Here is a 17,629-nt window from a genome sequence, read left to right on the forward strand (position 1 = left end):
ATTTCCTCGTAATGACGAAAAAAGGATAAACACAATGACACTATACTATATAGGAATTTTATTAGTAATTATTGGATTATTTGCTATATTTTCAGGAATAATCGGTTTTTTTAGATTTCCTGATTTTTATACTAAATTACATGCAGCGAGTGTTATTGAGAGTTTTGGTGTGCCTATTTGCTTAATAGGTTTTGCATGCATTGAAGCAGATATTGTGAACTCTGTTAAATTAATTTTAGCGGCTTTATTGATTTTTATACTAAATCCGGTAGCAACTCATGCACTTGGTAAAGCATCTTTATTTATGAAAATTAGAGCTGATAGTACCGTCATTGCGAAGAAAATTACGAAGTAATTGACGAAGAAATCTCAGGATGCTTGATAAGATTGCCACGTCGAAATTACGTTGCTCATCGCAATGACGTTAAATTTTAACAACCATATGACAAAGACAGCTTTAAATTTTGATCTCAGCAATTACCTACTTAACTTAATTGCTTTTTTATTGATCTTAATCTCGATAAAAATAATTTTTGCTAAAGATTTACTAAATGCAGTGATTGCTGCTTCTATATTTAGCTTATTAATTGGTGTATCCTATCTTATTATGGATGCTCCTGATGTCGCAATGACTGAGGCAGCACTTGGAGCTTGCTTATCAACATGCGTATATTTGAATTTGTTGCGTAAATTACCTTCGGATTTAAAGAATATTGAGAGAACTAATATTATTCCAGCAAGTTTAATATGTTTATTGTTTGTAGTAACTCTTGCTTATATGGGGCTCGAATTACCGAATTACGGTGATGATAATGCTCCTATTCATATGCATTCAAGTAAATATTATATCGAAAATACCTCTAGAGATATAGGTGTACCTTCTTTTGTTGCGGCTATTCTTGCAAGTTATCGTGGATATGATACTTTAGGTGAAACTAGCGTAATTTTAATTGCAGGAATTGCCGTGCTATTGATATTTTCAAGAAAGTCTGATGATGTCATACCGCGACTTGATCGTGGTATCTCAGGACACAGCAGGCGATACAAAATCCCGTGGTCAAGCCATGGGATGACAAATCCAATAATAAAATATATTACTAGTTTTATAATACCTTATATAATTTTATATAGTATATATATTCAGCTTAACGGTGAGTCTTCGCCGGGTGGTGGGTTTCAAGCAGGTGTTATATTTGCATCTAGCCTTATTGCTTATGATTTAGTTTACGGTAATCGAAAATTAAGCCGATATTTTCCTCCTAACGTGCTAGTTTGTATTGCGGTTTTAGGTGTAGCAATATATGCAATTGTAGGAATAATATCACTCTTTTTTAACGATAATTATTTAAATTATTATTCACTAACAAATTTTATCAATGATAAGCTACTTGTTCAGCATATTGCGATAGTTATTGTTGAAATTGGTATAGGTTTAACTGTTGCAGCTATTATGTACTTAATTTATAACGTATTTAATAATTATGAATAGTCTATTTGTACTAATTAAGCGTGAATTGATAGTGCAGAATCGCATTAATAATATAATTAAATATCTAGTTATATTTTTTTTATTTTGCATAATTAGTACTGTTTTAATTAACAGTGAAAGGGATATTAACAAATTCGGTTTAATTTTTTCGGTAATTTGTTTATTAATTTCATTAATCGGTTTTTCTTCGGTTATATTTAAATCTGATTTGGAAGACGGAAGTTTAGAGTTATTATTATCAATTGTTAGTCATGAAAAAATTATATTGGCTAAATTTTTTGCTATATTTATCAGCAGTACGATAGGGCTGGTTTTTGTTTTACCCATTATTTATGTTTTTTTTGATCAAACTTTGCTTGAGATAATATTTTTCTTTATTAGTGTATGGATGATATTAGTGTTATCAAGTAGTTTAGTAGTGTTATCCGGTAGCGTGCAATGTTATTTTAAGAAGAATGCTAATTTTGTCGGTACGTTTATCATGCCGTTATTAATTCCGAATATTATAATGACAGGTTTAATATTACAAGATAATAACTTACAATTAATTTTTATTATGATAGGAATTAATTTAGTATTTTTACCAATTTCATTCTTCTTGAGTTCCTGTTTAATTAAAAATATTTATAATATTACGTGATTTTGCTTTATTTTTACTAATGTAGTGATATAAAATAAGATGAATATTATTAATAAATTTTTTTGAGCAAAATATATGTGGTATGCTTTACGAAGGTTAATGGCAGCAAATCCTATGGGATTTTTTCTGTGGTCTATTATCACTAAATGGTATTTAATTATAGCGGTTGCTTCCTTAATTACTTTATATTATACAGTATTGGGCTTAAAAAAAATTGGGTTTATAGATTATTTTACTGAAACTACAGTCGAGATATTAGATACAACTAAAGCAGTTGCTCAAAATTGTACTACAAAACTCGGTCCTAATTGGGATCATTTAGTTAGTTTTTGGAGTTGCTTAAGTGATCCTGGCAAATATAAGCATGAAGCAGGGACAGGAGCAAAAGTGTTAGAAGATGAAATAAATAAGCTGACGCCAAAACAAGCAGATAGTGCTGCAGACCCTGAACGTCCTATAATAAATCCTTATGAAGAACTAGAAAATCCAAATCATCTTAATAATACCCCAAGCGGTAGTAATAATAATCGTTAATTTATGTCACTTTAATATTATATGTCGGATACTGAAGATAATAAAAACAAACAAACAACACGTCGTGATTTTATGGTTCTAACGGCTAGTAGTGTTGCAGCAGTTGGGGCAGTATGTACTCTTTGGCCTCTTGTTGATTCTTTAAACCCTTCTGCGGACGTGCTAGCTTTATCATCAATTGAGGTTGATTTATCAAATATTGTGGTAGGTCAAACAGTGACGGTTAAATGGCAAGGTAAACCAGTTTTTATCACTAACCGTACGCCTGACAAAATAGCTGAAGCAAGAGCCGTTAAAATGTCAGAGCTGCTTGATCCTGAAGCAGATGAAGCACGTGTGAAAGCAGGGCATGATAATTGGCTGGTGACGATCGGGATCTGCACGCATTTAGGTTGTGTGCCGCTTGCTAATCAAGGTGAATATGATGGATGGTTCTGTCCGTGCCATGGTTCACAATATGATTCTTCAGGTAGAGTTAGAAGAGGTCCTGCTCCTTTAAATTTAGCTGTGCCGCCTTACACTTTTATTAGCGACAAAAAAATTAGAATCGGGTAATTAATTTATGAATGAAGATATTACCCCTAAAAAGCCTAATGCTATTATAGAATGGATAGATTATCGTCTTCCTATTTTTGCGTTCCTAAAGCATTTTAGTCATTATCAAACTCCGAAAAATCTTAACTATTTGTGGAATTTAGGCTCTATTGCCGGTATTGCGTTAGTGATTCAGATAATCACCGGCGTCATACTTGCTATGCACTATACTCCGCATGTTGATCATGCTTTCGATAGTGTTGAGCGAATCATGCGTAACGTGAATTACGGTTGGTTACTGCGTTATACTCATGCGGTAGGTGCATCGATGTTTTTTGCTGCCGTATACTTACACATAGCAAGAGGTTTGTATTACGGCTCTTATAAAGCGCCTAGAGAACTGCTTTGGCATATCGGTATCATCATTTTTCTAACCATGATGGCTACTGCTTTCATGGGTTACGTGCTTCCTTGGGGGCAGATGAGCTACTGGGGAGCAACGGTTATTACTAATTTATTTTCTGCTATCCCGTTAATAGGGGAATGTATAGTTACGTGGTTATGGGGTGGTTTTTCTGTTGATAATCCGACATTAAATAGGTTCTTCTCACTGCATTATTTATTGCCGTTTATTATTGTTGCTTTAGTGATGCTGCATTTAGTGGCCTTGCATCAGCATGGTTCAAATAACCCAAAAGGTATAGATGTTAAAAGCCCTAAAGATACTATTCCGTTTCACCCTTATTATACCGTAAAGGATTTTGTCGGTTTCGGAGTTTATTTCATAATATTTGCCTATTTTATTTTTTACGAACCTAATTATTTAGGACATCCCGATAATTACATTCCGGCAAATCCGTTAGTTACGCCTGCCCACATTGTCCCTGAATGGTATTTTCTGCCGTTTTATGCAATACTTAGAGCCGTGCCGTCTAAGCTCGGTGGGGTGCTATTAATGTTCGGAAGTATATTTGTGTTATTCTTGCTACCTTGGCTTGATACTTCAAAAGTTAGAAGTAGTAATTATAGACCGATATACCGAATTGCTTTTTGGATATTTATGGCAGATTGTTTATTGCTTGGTTATTTAGGCGGGCAGCCGGCAGAAGAGCCGTATATTACCATTAGCCGTTTTGCTGCTTGTTATTACTTTTTTCATGTCTTAGTAGCTTTGCCGCTGATAGGTAAATATGAAAAACCGCTGCCATTGCCGGAGGAGTTATAAGAGTTAAGTCATTGCGAAGAGATGTCATTGCGAGGAAATTGCATAGCAATTGACGAAGCAATCTCAGGAGTTTGTTATTATTTCATGAGATTGCCGTGCAGCCTATGGCTGCTCGCAATGACGTTTTTTGTATTATACAAATTTATGAAGTAACCAATAGTATATATAGTAACTAACAAGAAAAATGGTATATACACTCTATACTGGTGTTACTTTTAATTTAATAAAAAGAATATATCAACACAAAAATGATACAGTTAAGGGGTTTAGTAAAAAGTATAATTGCAAAATTTTAGTATTTTATGAGATTCATCCACTATGAATTCAGTAATAAATAGAGAAAAACAAATATAAATTGGGATGATTTGTATAATGAAATTATTCTGTAATAAAAACATCCTTGCAAGGCAAGACAAAATCTCAACACGACAATCTTATAAAATAATATATAAACTCCTGAGATTGCTTCGTCAACATTTTCAATTTTCCCTTGCAATGACGACTCAAAAAAAATTATGAAAACTAAACTACTTATCTCTATCATCATACTACTAGCTTCGTGCTTAAGTTTAGCCAACGAAGCAGTATTACATCCAAAAAAGATGAAATGGTCATTTGACGGCGTATTTGGTACAGTTAATCGTGAAGTAGCACAAAGAGGTTTTCAGGTCTATAAAGAAGTTTGTAGTGTTTGCCACGGTTTAAACAATTTATATTACCGTAATCTTAAAGATATCGGCTTTTCGGATGACGAGATAAAAGAGATTGCCAAAGGCTATACGATAAAAGACGGACCTAATGATGAAGGTGAGATGTTTGACCGCCCCGCTCTTCCCTCTGATCGTTTTGTACCTCCTTACCCTAATGAGCAAGCAGCAAGAGCAGCTAATAATGGTGCTCATCCTCCTGATTTATCGTTGATAATAAAAGCACGTCATGATGGAGCTAATTATATATATTCGCTACTTACCAGCTATACCGAACCGCCGGTAGATTTTAAGCTGATGCAGGGAACTCATTATAATCCCTATTTCCCTGGCAAGCAAATAGCAATGCCGCCGCCGCTTACAGACGGGCAGGTAACCTATATGGACGGTACTAACGCAAGTGTAGAGCAGATGTCGCAAGACGTTGTGGTATTTCTACAATGGGCAGCTGAGCCGGAAATGGAACATCGTAAATCTATGGGTCTTAAAGTTATGATGTTTTTAGCAGTATTTACTATCTTTTTCTATATTGCAAAAAACCGCATTTGGTCTAATTTAAAGTAATTGTTGAGTGGATCAGTTTCCTATTATTGGCGTTGTTGCATGGATCATTAAACATGTTCGATGTTATTTCTACGAAAGCAGGAATCCAGTTTTTTAATCTAATTATATACTAAATTTTTATAGTAGTTTGCTGTGTTTTTATCATTTTTGACCGAATTCCTGCTTTCTAGAAATGACATAAATAATCAGTCCATGCTGCCCCTTTTTGCCTCTTTCTTAGTATAATGACTTATCTTTGCTATACTTATCCTAAAATTTATATAGATAGCTATTTATGATTACTTTACTTACGGCGATCACAGGATTTATTAGTTCAATAATTCCTGAAATTTTGAAAATATATAAAGATATTAACGACAAAAAACACGAGATAAATATTTTAGATCGTCAAATTGCTAATAACAAACTTAATCAGTCTAAAACTTTTACAGAGCTTACCATATCACAAGAAATGGCAGAGCAATATTCTCTTTACTCCACTTATAAATCTTATAAATCAGATGTTAGTTGGGTTGATGCTTTAAAATGGTTCGGTAAGACCCGTGCTTGCCTATAGCTTTTTTGCAATGTATAGAGGAGTTAAATATGTTCAATATAAATCGTTAAAAAGTTCTGCTCTGCTAGTTGAATATCTAGATATATTATGGAGCATAGAAGATCAAACTATTTTTGCGGAGATTATTAGTTTTTATTTGGGGCAGCGTATTTTCAGCAAATTATGGAAATATAAGACTTGAATTTTAAATAGATAATTTTATATATTTAAATATATAACTAACAAAATTAATGGTGGTTTTATGTTAAAGAGTGTAAGATTATATATTCCGTCTATAGCAGCTATGATTTTATCTAGTAATATTGCAATAGCTAATAAGAATTATGATTCCGGTAATGCAACGCCACTGCGTCAGGTAGCAGATTTAATAGATAATCAAATTACAAATATTGATAATTTATTTAAAAATAGATTGCCGCTTTATGAATCTAATAGCATAAAAAGCAATTTTATTACTAAAGATAAGCAGTATATTATTGTTATGGAAGTACCTGGCTTTGATAAAAGTCAAATTAAGGTTAAAGTAAACGGTAATAAATTATTTATTACAGGGAATATAGAAGAAAAAAATAAAGCTGATGATTCAGATAATTATATGAATAAAAATTTTAATTATGTAATATCATTATATGAAGATGTAGATCAGGCAAATATCTCTTCAAGCCTTAAGAATGGAATACTTACTATTATTCTACCTCGTATTGAGATTAAAGAACAAGAAGCAAGAGAGATAGTAATTGATTAATCAAGCATTGCTAAATATTAGCATTTAATTTTTCTGAAATAAAACCTTTCTCTATATAGTTAGGTAATTTTATTAGCTCCTGTTTTAGTTCATTATCTACTCCTATGGTTTCAAATTTTCGATCGACTAAGAAAATTATAGGTTTAGTGTTATGAATAAAGAAGAAGTCAAAATTCGGTTTGTTATCAAAATATCGATTAACACGAGGGAAATGATAAGCATGAGTGATAATAGCAATTTTGGCGTTACTTAAAAATAACTTTTAGTCATTTATTCGCTTTTTAGCTTTGCTAGATCTTGAGAGGTAGGCAGAAATTTTTCAAGCTTTTTAGGTAATGTTGTTGTAAGCTTAAATTGTGATACTCCTATTAGTTTTTGGATGCCTTCTATAGCGTATTCTACAGTAATACCTTGTTTTTCTTCGCACAAAATTAACCCAATTGTAGGATTATCCGCATTATCTTTAATTGTGCGATCCATTAAATTAAGATAAAAATTTAGTTTACCGGCATATCCCGGCTTAAACTTGCCAGTTTTTAATTCAATAACAACATAGCATTTGAGTTTTATGTGATAAAAAACTAAATCCAAATAATAATCTTCTCCCTCAAGTTCTATGATTGCCAACAAATGCAAAACCTTGTCCTAACTCTAATAAAAAGTTTTTAATATTATCTATCAATTTATTTTCTAAATCTCGTTCTATTATTTTACCTTGAATATCTAAAAATTCTAAGTTATACGGGTCTTTTATAATCGACCTTGCAAAAGTTATTTATACCTTTCGCTGACCTTTCATGTAAATTACTTTTAATTTGCAAAGATAATACATTTCTGGACCAACCGTTTTCAATGGTTTATTGTGCATACCAAATTCTTTGATTTATATTTTTTAGTTTTGAAAAAATAATAATATTATGACTCTATGGGATTTCTCCAACTGCCTGTTGGAGAATTTGGTCATTATTATATTCTGCAAAAAACTGATGCATATAAGAAAGGTTTTGATATGATAATCCTTTCATTTCAGGAAATTCTTTACGCAAATCATCAGAAATATTTTGAATAATTTTTGATCCCCATTTTTCTTTATTCTGACGTTCTAAAATTAATTTTCCTATATTCCAATAAAGAACTATCAATTCTTTATTTACTGCTAAATGGGCTCTAATGCGAGCTTTGCTAATTTCTTGTTTTAAATTTTTAATTAAATCAGTATATGATTCATTACTTAAAGTATTGTTCATTGATTTTCACTACTTCTTACCACCTGCATTCATAGCAAGGTTTGCGGAAACAAATTCTTCAAGGTCACCGTCAAGCACTCCTTTAGTATCGGAAGTTTCATAATCGGTACGTAAATCTTTTACCATTTGATAAGGTTGCAAAACATATGATCTAATTTGATGTCCCCAGCTATTATCGGTTTTAGTGGCATTCTGCTCGTTAACGCTATCGGTACGTTTTTGCATTTCAAGCTCATAGAGTTTGGCTTGAAGCATTTTCATAGCTTGAGCTTTATTTTTATGCTGCGATCTATCGCTTTGGCATTGTGTTACCGTACCGGTCGGTATATGAGTAATACGTACAGCTGAATCGGTAGTATTAACGTGCTGCCCGCCGGCTCCCGATGCTCTAAAAGTATCGATTCTTAAATCTTTATCCTCAATAGTAATTGCTATATTATCATCAATTTCGGGATATACCCAGCTACTTGCAAAGCTAGTCATTCTTTTACCGGCTGCATTAAACGGAGAAATACGCACTAATCTGTGAACGCCAGCTTCGGTCTTAAACCAGCCGTAAGCACGCTTTCCTATTATCCTAATCGTGCATGATTTAATGCCTGCCTCTTCGCCGTTAATCATATTGATTATTTCGGTTTTAAAGCCGAGTCGTTCGGCAAAACGCAAATACATACGCATCATAATAGACGCCCAGTCATAGCTTTCAGTCCCCCCGGCTCCAGCATTAATCTCTAAAAAGCAATTATTACCGTCTGCTTCACCTGAAAACAAACATTCCGTTTCAAATTTGGCAGTAATGATGCTTAAATTTTTTAAGTCCTGTTCAATTTGTGCAAGTGTTTCTAAATCGTTTTCGGCTTCAGCCATTTCTTCAAGTTCTAAAGCATCTTTTAAATTGGATTTGAGTTTATTAAAAACGTTTAGTTTTTCTTCTAGATTACTTTTTTCTCGCAGTAATTTTTGAGCATTAGCCTGATCATTCCATAAACTAGGATCGGCTGTTAACTCTTCTAGCGCGTTCAGTCTTTCAGTTGATGCTTCAACGTCAAAGTGACCTCCAAAGTAGTTCTAAAGACTGCTCAATTTTTTTTACATAATTTTCTATTTCAGCTCGCATTATTTTTTCCTGTTATAAATTTCGATTGTGTTATATATTATCGTGGTTTAGTGTTATCCCGCGACTTGATCGCGGGATAACAGACAATAAACAAATGCAAATTATATCACAATAATTATGAATCATCAAAAATATATAAGGAACTTCTCAATAATCGCCCATATTGATCACGGTAAATCTACGTTAGCCGATAGGTTAATTGAACATTGCGGCGGCTTGCAGGCTAGGGAAATGAGCCAGCAAGTGTTAGATTCGATGGATATTGAAAAAGAGAGAGGCATAACTATTAAGGCACAAACCGTGCGGCTTGTATATAAAGCTAAAGACGGTAATACCTACTATTTGAATCTAATGGACACTCCCGGGCATGTCGATTTTGCTTATGAAGTTAGTAGGTCACTTGCTGCTTGTGAAGGCTCGTTATTGGTAGTTGATAGTACGCAAGGAGTAGAAGCACAAACGCTTGCCAATGTTTACCAAGCAATCGAGAATGATCATGAGATTGTACTAGTGCTTAACAAGCTTGACCTCCCGGCTTCAGAACCTGAACAGGTTAAGCAGCAAATAGAGGATATAATCGGAATCGATGCAAGTGAGGCTGTGCTAATCTCTGCTAAAAGCGGTATAGGGATTGATTTAGTTTTAGAGGCTATAGTCAATAAATTACCTCCGCCAAGAGAAAGTAGTTCTGATATTTTGAAAGCTTTGCTTGTTGATAGTTGGTATGACCCATATCTTGGCGTGGTTATTTTAGTACGTGTTATTGATGGCTACTTACGTAAGAATATGCGTATTAAAATGATGGCTACTAACTCGGTTTATACCGTTGAGAATGTTGGCTATTTTACTCCGAAAAAACATATTTCGGATGTTCTGCATGCAGGAGAAATCGGCTTCTTTACTGCGGCTATAAAGCAAGTAGCGGATTGTAAAGTTGGGGATACTATCATTGATGAAAAAAAGCCTTGTGAGCAAGCTCTACCGGGTTTTAAACCAAACTTACCCGTAGTGTTTTGTGGTCTTTATCCAACGGATAGCTCGGAATTTGAGCATCTAAAGGATTCACTAGCTAAATTACGCCTTAATGATGCTAGTTTTGAGTATGAAATGGAAAGCTCTTCGGCACTCGGAGTAGGTTTTAGATGCGGCTTTTTAGGGTTGTTACATTTAGAGATAATCCAAGAACGTTTAAGTAGGGAATTCGATTTAGATTTAATCACTACCGCTCCAAGTGTGGTATATAAAATTCATATGCGGGACGGTGAGAACTTAGAGATACATAACCCGGCAGATTTGCCTGATTTACAAAAAATCGAATCAATGGAAGAGCCTTGGATTAAGGCAACTATAATGGTACCTGATGAGTTTTTAGGTGCGGTACTATCGCTTTGTACAGAAAAGAGAGGGGTGCAGCTTGATCATAGCTATATAGCAAATAGGGCTAAAATAATTTATAAATTACCGCTAAATGAGATAGTTTACGATTTCTACGATCGTTTAAAAAGCTGTTCTAAAGGTTATGCAAGTTTTGAATGGCAAATGGATGTTTATGAACCTGCTGAACTTGTTAAGCTGGGGATTTTGGTTAACGCAGAGGCGGTTGATGCACTATCCACAATCGTACACCGCTCACGTGCCGAGCAAAGGGGAAGGGCCTTATGCGTAAGGTTAAAGGATTTAATACCAAGACAGCAGATTGATATAGCAATTCAAGCAAGTATAGGTAGTCGTATTATCGCTCGTGAGACTATTAAAGCCCTACGTAAAGATGTTTTATCTAAATGTTACGGTGGTGATATAAGTCGTAAACGTAAATTACTTGAGAAACAAAAAGCAGGTAAAAAGAGAATGAGACAGTACGGTAATATCGAAATTCCGCAATCTGCGTTTATTGCAGCTTTAAAAATAGGTGATGAATAAAACTTTTTTATTTTATATAAAGAAAACGCTAGACGTTATAATAAAGATTTGTTATAAGGAAGTATCTGAATCTTCCAGATGCTTCTAATGTTCCTCGGTAGCTTAGTGGTAGAGCAAACGGCTGTTAACCGTTCGGTCGCTGGTTCGAGTCCGGCCCGGGGAGCCATTCCTCGATTTTTGACAAATTTACGAATGAATCAAACGGCGAGTGCAGCATAAAGTCAAGCTTTGTGCCTGTTAATTTAATTGTCGAACACACAGTTTTTATTAGGCGTCTTTTTCCCTCAGCATTCGACAAAACAAAATATTTTGCTCAATAAATCAGGCTCAATATACATTGATGCAAAAACTTTTTCTATTTGTTCTATAATTCTTTAGTAACAATAGGTTTGTAAATATGATGGTAGTATTTGTTGCCTTTTTTATAATGTATTACTCCGTGATAAAAAGTATTATTTAATTTATGTCAGGCAATGGGGGGCGTATTAGACGTGTTAGTTAATCCTTATGCACTTGGTACAAGCGACAGTATAAGAATAAGCTTTATGCAGGATATCGATATTGCCATAAGACATCCTAAATCTTTTGCCGTTGCTAGGAAATAATCAACTAGCTTTTCTTGCTACTTCCATAGTACGAAACGGATACTGGGCTGAAGTGTGAAAATATTTACCTAATCTCAGTGCCGTATCAGTCGTAAGAGTTCGTTTGCCATGCACTATAGCGTGAATACGGCTAGGTGGTACATCAATATCACGAGCTAGCTGGTTTTGACTTATATTCAAAGGCTTTATAAATTCTTCATATAAGATATCACTAGGGGTTATAAGGTCAAGTAATTGGGGCATAAATATTCTCCTAATGATCATTAACAGCTATGGTTAATGGGTATCTGTATGATACATGAAATCATAATCAGAATAGCAGGCCCCAGTTTACTCTTACTGAAGTTTTATATAAGACAGTTGCAGAAGTAGAGCAAATAACAGTAGATGAATGGTATCATTGGCTTGCTTATTTTTTTAGACTGCAAAAATCTAGAAAACAGAACAACCTAAGAAAATAAAGGTCAAAATATTTAATTATTTTTTATTTAATAAGCTTTAATAAGCGTTTTTGGTTATTTTGTATCTCAGAATTTATTGAATCAAGTTCAAGTGCCTTATTATAAGCATCAAGTGCTAACCTATATTGACATAGCTTTTCTAAAGTTAGACCTTTATTATTATATATTTTTGAAAATTTAGGATTGAACTCAATAGCTAATTCATATTTTCCTAAAATAGCTAAATTAGTACCTTTATTATGATAATATACTGAAGAGTCTCTCTTATCCTCTAATGCTACAGCTGGATTAATGTGAATAAAGATTAATATAAGACTTAAAATTAAATATTGTCGGTAGTTTTGCATATTTTTCTTGTGAATTAAATTTTAGTATAAAAATACACTGAAAATAAACTATTAGAAAGAATAAAAATTCTTGTAAGTAAATAAGACTATTAAAGAAGTTAGAGTAACTTTTCGGGGGATCTTTATATATAAACTGTGATGATATATTGAATGAAAAAAACGATATATTTTTTAGAAGAAGATAATATAAAGAAGAAAGTTTTTGGCAGATAAGCTTTATACGGGATAAGCAATAACAGCACTAATAAAACATAATGAAGCTGCTTAAAGACCAAAAGGTTAAAATTATTATGCTTCTTTAGGGCTAAAAAGCTATTTATTATTGCAATTTTTTAATTTTTATTTTAATTGTAATCAACTATTATTAATAAAAAATGTATATAGAGGCACATGAAATAAAACAACAATTAATTAAACTGTGCTACAAATAAATTCTGATGAATAATTTCTACAGGGCTATAATTAAAAGTATTTTTTAATATATTAGCACAATAAATATATGATATATAAAATGCTACAGGACCTGTACAATCTAATAAAAAAAACATAGTTTTAATATTACTTTTATCTTTTTAGGATCAATATTAGCTTGTTCTAAAGTTTTTCTTAAATATCGTTTAGCATTCACAAATTCCGGTGTCTCTCTAAGTGAAGTTCTTCCAATGATTCCTACTATAGTGATTCCAGCACCGATTAAAAAAAAGCTATAAGCCAACTAAAACCAAATGAAGTAACTAAAGAAGCTAAGTATAATGCTCCAAAACCACCTAATATACAAAAACTATCTAAAGTTGCTACAGTTGGATATTGTATAGGTGGTTTAATAAATTCAGTTAAATATACATCTGCTCCTATTACTTTTCCCATTGAGGACATGCCTTGTGCTATACGGCATGCTATCGTAACCCATGTAGCTACAATTCCTATTTCATCATAAGTTGAAGATTTGCCATAATAAAACAAGCTATAGCCATAAGCAACGTAGTTATTATTATAGTTGATTTTCTTCCTATATTATCACCAAGCCAACCAAAGATTAATGCTCCTATCGGTCTAAATACATATGTTGAACATAATGCAGCTGCTTCATAGATTAGAGCAGTCTGAGGATCAGCTTGAGGCAAAGCTCGTTGAGAAGCACTGCCATATGTACATATCAATATAAATCAAAATATTCAAGCAAAGTTCCAATAGTACCTCATGCTTGTTTTTGTTCTCTATTTAAACTTGTTTGGGCTTTCGCATACTCGAGCATAAATTCTTTATAAAAAATTAAATTGTAGAGAAATCTATACTGTTTTATATAAAAGTCAACAAGAAATTTCGCTTTATACGATAAATGAAATATAATGCAACTTATTATTAATTTATGTTATCCATTTTGTAAATATAATTGTACTAGTTTAAAGCGGTATGTCCGTGTACCTGAGCATTCATCACAAGCCCAAAGCCGATTAGCATGGATGCGATCATTGTTCCGCCGTAAGAAATAAACGGTAGCGGTACGCCTACTACGGGAAGTAAGCCCATAACCATAGCTATATTAATAAATACGTGACTAAATAAGATTGAAGTAATACCTATTACCATTAATTTACTAAAAATCTCTCGGCAATTTGCGGCAATTAATAAAGAAATAGTTATAAGTGCCAAATATAATATTAGTAAAAACATTCCTCCTATAAAGCCGAACTCTTCAGCGAAGGTAGCAAAGATAAAGTCAGTTTGATGTTCGGGAAGAAAAGCCAAATGGCTTTGGCTACCTTGATTTAAACCGCGTCCAAATAGGCTACCTGAACCTATAGCGATTTTAGACTGAATAATATTATAACTAGCACCGAGCGGATCATGTTCGGGATCTAAAAAAACCATTACCCGTTTTTTTTGATAATCATACATCATATTCCAAGCAATAGGTAGGCTAATAAGAACAGCAAGACCTAGTATTATAAAATATTTTATTCTAAAACCTGCCGCAAAAAATATAATTGCTGAAACAATTAAAACAATCATTCCCGTACCTAAATCTGGTTCTCTAATTATTAGCAAAGCCGGTATTAAAACTCCTATAATCGGTATAATAACTTTATGAAATTTTGTAAGATCATCAATTGTTAGTGAATGGAAGTATCTAGCAAGCATTAGTACAACGGCGATTTTTATCGGTTCGGAAGGTTGAAGCTTAACTATACCGATATCAATCCATCTTTTACCGCCCATGGCAGTTGAGCCGAAAAGCTCCACGGCTACTAGTAAAGCGAGTATGCACAAATAAAAGATATACGATAACCTAAATATTATGCGTAAATCAATTAATGCAATAATAATAGCTAAAGGCAAGAATATACAAAAATTTATAATTTGTTTGTAAGCCCAGGGCTGCAAATTGCTATTTGCTGCAGAATAAAGCACAATGAAACCAATACAGCAAATTAAGCTAATTAGTAAAATTAAAGTAATCGGTAATTTTTGTAATTGTTCTAGATAATTTTTATGCATTGTTTTTGTATTCAGTAGAGGTGTTGTATGTCATTCCTGCGAAAGCAGGAATGACATAACAGGATTCCAGCAACAAATCTGCTAACTACACCCCAACATCAAACACCTTAAAAATAAATACTAATTCGTCAGCTATCTCTTTCAGATAATCAAAACGACCGGTAGAACCTTTATGTCCTGTATCCATATTTGTTTTTAATAATAAGGGATTATTGTCCATTTTTAGTTCTCGTAATTTTGCTACCCATTTAGCAGGTTCCCAGTAACCTACACGTGGGTCGGATATACCGCAAGTAACGAATAGAGCAGGGTAGTTTTGTGCTTTTACGTTATCATAAGGGGAATATGATTTAATATATTCAAAATATTCTTTCTCTTTCGGATTACCCCACTCATTATATTCCAAGAGAGTTAATGGTAAGCTTTCGTCAAGCATGGTACTCAACACATCAACAAACGGTACATGCGCGATTGCTGCTTTATAGATTTCCGGTTTTTCGTTGAGTACGTAACCGATTAACATACCGCCGGCACTACCGCCCATTATTACTATATTGTTATTACTTGTATATTGCTCGTTAATTAAAGCTCTACTACAGGCTATGAAGTCTTCAAATGTTCTTTTTTTTGTTAAAAACTTAGCAGCTTCATACCAATCATGACCTAGATCATCGCCACCTCTAATATGGGCAACTGCGTAAATAAAACCGCGATCGGCAAGTGTCACTGCTATATTTCTAAAATTGACGGGCATAGCGATGCCATAAGCACCGTAACCCATTAGATATAAAGGATTTGAACCGTCTTTTTTAAATAAAGATTTTTTATAAAACAAGGTTATAGGTACTTTTGCATCTTCATTATCTGCAAATATTCTCTCTACTTTATATTCCTCCGGGTTAAAGCCTGAAGGTATTTCGTGGCGCTTTAATATCGTTAATTTATCGCTATTAAAATCGTAGCTATAAGTGGTATTGGGTCTTGCTAGAGAAGAGTAATCTATTCTGATATCGTCTTCCTCAAAGTTTGTAGAAAAACTACTTGCTTGGAAACTTTCGTCAGGAAAATGAATTGTGTTTTCTTGTAAATCTTTAAATCGCTTTATTTTAATTAGCGGTAAACCTTGGTCACGATAGTTTAAGATTAAATAATTATTTGTAACATTAAAGCTTTTTAAATATTTGTCTTGTGCTTCCTTAATATAAATATCATCCCAATCATCCCAGCTAGTATTTTCAAAATTATTTACCGGCAGTTTTATAATATGGAAATTTTTAGCTTTATAATTAGTTTTAATATAAAAATAATCGCCATTATGTTCTATTGCATAGAATATTTTGTTTTCTGCAGCTCGTACTAATTTAGGCGTAAAACTATCATCCTGCATAGAAATTACGTAAATTTCATTTTCATTATGATCGCCTGAATTTATAAAAATATATTCATGACTTGCTGATTTCTCACAGCTGATAAAATGAAGAGGGTTTTTTACCTCGAATATTAATTTATCCTGAGTGACCTCTTCACCTAGAAGGTGAAACATTACCTTATCCCAGCGTTGATTCTCATTAATAGTAATATAGAAAAAGCCGTTTAAGTGTTCATGCCAAATTATAGTAGGAGCTACAGCTGCTAAATCTCGATCGCTTGATACAAGCGAATTTTGCGGTATTCGCCTATGCTCACGTACATTTGTACGTTCCGCAGGCTCTTCCTGAAATGCATCTTGTCTGAAGCGATCGAGATTTAGCTGTACATTGCCTAATTCATCAGGTAAGTATTTTTGCTCTTTAAGGTTGTATATTTTGATATTGTATTGTTCATTACCTGTAAAATTAACACTATAAGCCATTAAATTGTGATCAGGTGACATTGCAATTGTAGCAACATCAGTAAAACCGCTATTTGGCGCAAAAAGGTTGACATCTAATATTACTTCTTCCGCTGAATCCATATTATTATGCTTTCTGCAATATATCGGATAATTTTTATTCTCCTCTACTCTATGGTAATAGTAATAATTTTTGTTCTTAACATAAACCGATTCATCGTCTAATTTAATCCGTCCTTTTAATTCTTTAAAAATTTGTTCCTTATCATTTTGCAGATCGGCAAAGAAATTTTCGGTATATTGATTCTCAGCTTTTAAATAATCTAAAATTTTAGAGTCTTCTACATTTGGCCACTTAGGATCACGCAGCCAGTGATAATCATCGTTTATTGTTGCTTCGTGAACTTCAAAGCTATAATTTTGTTTGTCTGTTATTGGTGGTTTCATGTTTTTTATTTTTTTGTGTTGTTATGCCTAAAGTCGTCATTGCTAGGAGCCGTAGGCGACGCGGCAATCTAGTAAAATAATAAAAAAAATTCTGTAATCAGAATTGTTTACTGGATTGCTGCGTCGAAACTTACAGTTTCTTCTCGCAATGACGATTTTGG

At 33.3% G+C, this 17,629-nt stretch carries 22 protein-coding genes, 1 tRNA gene and 1 pseudogene; 14 read left to right on the top strand and 10 right to left on the bottom strand.

Annotation, left to right across the window (positions count from 1 at the left end):
- Positions 1-34 precede the first annotated feature (34 nt).
- From ACPKKV_RS03195 to ACPKKV_RS03245, 11 genes are all read left to right on the top strand, one after another.
- A complete protein-coding gene (locus ACPKKV_RS03195) occupies positions 35-355 on the top strand; it encodes a Na+/H+ antiporter subunit G (RefSeq protein WP_392506154.1) in 321 nt (106 codons plus the stop codon).
- A 63-nt stretch (positions 356-418) separates the two neighbouring features.
- A complete protein-coding gene (locus ACPKKV_RS03200; RefSeq protein ID WP_392506155.1) occupies positions 419-1,489 on the top strand; it encodes a DUF4040 domain-containing protein in 1,071 nt (356 codons plus the stop codon).
- A complete protein-coding gene (locus ACPKKV_RS03205; RefSeq protein ID WP_392506156.1) occupies positions 1,482-2,129 on the top strand; it encodes a heme exporter protein CcmB in 648 nt (215 codons plus the stop codon). The genes ACPKKV_RS03200 and ACPKKV_RS03205 overlap by 8 nt, the downstream gene beginning before the upstream one ends.
- 75 nt (positions 2,130-2,204) lie before the next feature.
- Positions 2,205-2,663 carry a DUF2670 domain-containing protein gene (locus ACPKKV_RS03210; RefSeq protein ID WP_392506157.1) on the top strand — a complete coding sequence of 153 codons (459 nt, stop codon included), beginning with the start codon at positions 2,205-2,207 and terminating at the stop codon, positions 2,661-2,663.
- A 21-nt stretch (positions 2,664-2,684) separates the two neighbouring features.
- Complete coding sequence (petA, locus tag ACPKKV_RS03215; protein ID WP_392506158.1) at positions 2,685-3,218, top strand: ubiquinol-cytochrome c reductase iron-sulfur subunit; 534 nt, start codon at positions 2,685-2,687, stop codon at positions 3,216-3,218.
- Positions 3,219-3,225: 7 nt separating this feature from the next.
- Complete coding sequence (locus tag ACPKKV_RS03220; protein WP_392506159.1) at positions 3,226-4,422, top strand: cytochrome b; 1,197 nt, start codon at positions 3,226-3,228, stop codon at positions 4,420-4,422.
- Positions 4,423-4,606: 184 nt separating this feature from the next.
- The gene (locus ACPKKV_RS03225; protein WP_392506160.1) at positions 4,607-4,744 is read left to right on the top strand and encodes a GIY-YIG nuclease family protein; all 138 of its coding nucleotides are present in this window, start codon (positions 4,607-4,609) and stop codon (positions 4,742-4,744) included.
- Positions 4,745-4,937: 193 nt separating this feature from the next.
- Positions 4,938-5,693 carry a cytochrome c1 gene (locus ACPKKV_RS03230; RefSeq protein ID WP_392506161.1) on the top strand — a complete coding sequence of 252 codons (756 nt, stop codon included), beginning with the start codon at positions 4,938-4,940 and terminating at the stop codon, positions 5,691-5,693.
- Positions 5,694-5,967: 274 nt separating this feature from the next.
- The gene (locus tag ACPKKV_RS03235) at positions 5,968-6,249 is read left to right on the top strand and encodes a hypothetical protein (RefSeq protein WP_392506162.1); all 282 of its coding nucleotides are present in this window, start codon (positions 5,968-5,970) and stop codon (positions 6,247-6,249) included.
- A 10-nt stretch (positions 6,250-6,259) separates the two neighbouring features.
- Entirely contained in the window at positions 6,260-6,430 is a 171-nt protein-coding gene (locus ACPKKV_RS03240; protein WP_392506163.1) for a hypothetical protein, read from the top strand.
- A 60-nt stretch (positions 6,431-6,490) separates the two neighbouring features.
- On the top strand, positions 6,491-6,994 hold the full coding sequence (locus ACPKKV_RS03245) for an Hsp20/alpha crystallin family protein (RefSeq protein WP_012736569.1): 504 nt from the start codon (positions 6,491-6,493) through the stop codon (positions 6,992-6,994).
- Positions 6,995-7,267: 273 nt separating this feature from the next.
- Here ACPKKV_RS03245 and ACPKKV_RS03250 read toward each other — a convergent pair.
- The 3 genes and pseudogenes from ACPKKV_RS03250 to prfB form a co-directional block, all read right to left on the bottom strand.
- Positions 7,268-7,848 (bottom strand): annotated as a pseudogene (locus ACPKKV_RS03250) (PDDEXK nuclease domain-containing protein); the annotation flags it as partial.
- Between the two features lie 69 nt (positions 7,849-7,917).
- Positions 7,918-8,241, bottom strand: coding sequence for a DUF1016 N-terminal domain-containing protein (locus ACPKKV_RS03255; protein WP_392506164.1), 324 nt, complete (start codon positions 8,239-8,241; stop codon positions 7,918-7,920).
- 9 nt (positions 8,242-8,250) lie between these two features.
- Positions 8,251-9,358 (bottom strand): peptide chain release factor 2 gene (prfB, locus tag ACPKKV_RS03260; RefSeq protein ID WP_392506165.1). Its coding sequence is split into 2 segments (ribosomal slippage): positions 8,251-9,288 and positions 9,290-9,358, totalling 1,107 coding nucleotides; the frame shifts between segments, so codons are not numbered across the junction.
- A 117-nt stretch (positions 9,359-9,475) separates the two neighbouring features.
- Here prfB and lepA point away from each other — a divergent pair.
- The 3 genes from lepA to ACPKKV_RS03275 all read left to right on the top strand — a co-directional run bounded on the left by lepA (position 9,476) and on the right by ACPKKV_RS03275 (position 11,883).
- Complete coding sequence (lepA, locus tag ACPKKV_RS03265) at positions 9,476-11,278, top strand: translation elongation factor 4 (RefSeq protein WP_392506166.1); 1,803 nt, start codon at positions 9,476-9,478, stop codon at positions 11,276-11,278.
- A 91-nt stretch (positions 11,279-11,369) separates the two neighbouring features.
- Positions 11,370-11,444 (top strand) — tRNA-Asn (locus tag ACPKKV_RS03270).
- A gap of 307 nt (positions 11,445-11,751) precedes the next feature.
- The gene (locus ACPKKV_RS03275) at positions 11,752-11,883 is read left to right on the top strand and encodes a hypothetical protein (protein ID WP_392506957.1); all 132 of its coding nucleotides are present in this window, start codon (positions 11,752-11,754) and stop codon (positions 11,881-11,883) included.
- Here the strand turns inward: ACPKKV_RS03275 and ACPKKV_RS03280 are convergent, their stop codons facing one another.
- From ACPKKV_RS03280 to ACPKKV_RS03310, 7 genes are all read right to left on the bottom strand, one after another.
- Positions 11,884-12,126, bottom strand: a complete 243-nt coding sequence (locus ACPKKV_RS03280) for a HigA family addiction module antitoxin (RefSeq protein WP_392506167.1) — start codon at positions 12,124-12,126, stop codon at positions 11,884-11,886.
- Between the two features lie 241 nt (positions 12,127-12,367).
- On the bottom strand, positions 12,368-12,691 hold the full coding sequence (locus tag ACPKKV_RS03285) for a tetratricopeptide repeat protein (RefSeq protein ID WP_392506168.1): 324 nt from the start codon (positions 12,689-12,691) through the stop codon (positions 12,368-12,370).
- Between the two features lie 407 nt (positions 12,692-13,098).
- Positions 13,099-13,239 (bottom strand): hypothetical protein, encoded by a 141-nt coding sequence (locus ACPKKV_RS03290; RefSeq protein WP_424492226.1) that lies wholly within the window; start codon positions 13,237-13,239, stop codon positions 13,099-13,101.
- 145 nt (positions 13,240-13,384) lie between these two features.
- A complete protein-coding gene (locus ACPKKV_RS03295) occupies positions 13,385-13,558 on the bottom strand; it encodes a hypothetical protein (protein WP_392506170.1) in 174 nt (57 codons plus the stop codon).
- 56 nt (positions 13,559-13,614) lie between these two features.
- The gene (locus ACPKKV_RS03300; RefSeq protein ID WP_392506171.1) at positions 13,615-13,815 is read right to left on the bottom strand and encodes an MFS transporter; all 201 of its coding nucleotides are present in this window, start codon (positions 13,813-13,815) and stop codon (positions 13,615-13,617) included.
- A 274-nt stretch (positions 13,816-14,089) separates the two neighbouring features.
- A complete protein-coding gene (gene rodA / locus ACPKKV_RS03305; protein ID WP_392506172.1) occupies positions 14,090-15,190 on the bottom strand; it encodes a rod shape-determining protein RodA in 1,101 nt (366 codons plus the stop codon).
- Positions 15,191-15,275: 85 nt separating this feature from the next.
- Positions 15,276-17,468: a prolyl oligopeptidase family serine peptidase gene (locus tag ACPKKV_RS03310; RefSeq protein ID WP_392506173.1), complete on the bottom strand. Its 2,193-nt coding sequence runs from the start codon at positions 17,466-17,468 to the stop codon at positions 15,276-15,278.
- Between the last annotated feature and the right edge of the window lie 161 nt (positions 17,469-17,629).

This window comes from Rickettsia finnyi (assembly GCF_049668125.1).
Lineage (GTDB): Bacteria > Pseudomonadota > Alphaproteobacteria > Rickettsiales > Rickettsiaceae > Rickettsia > Rickettsia kotlanii.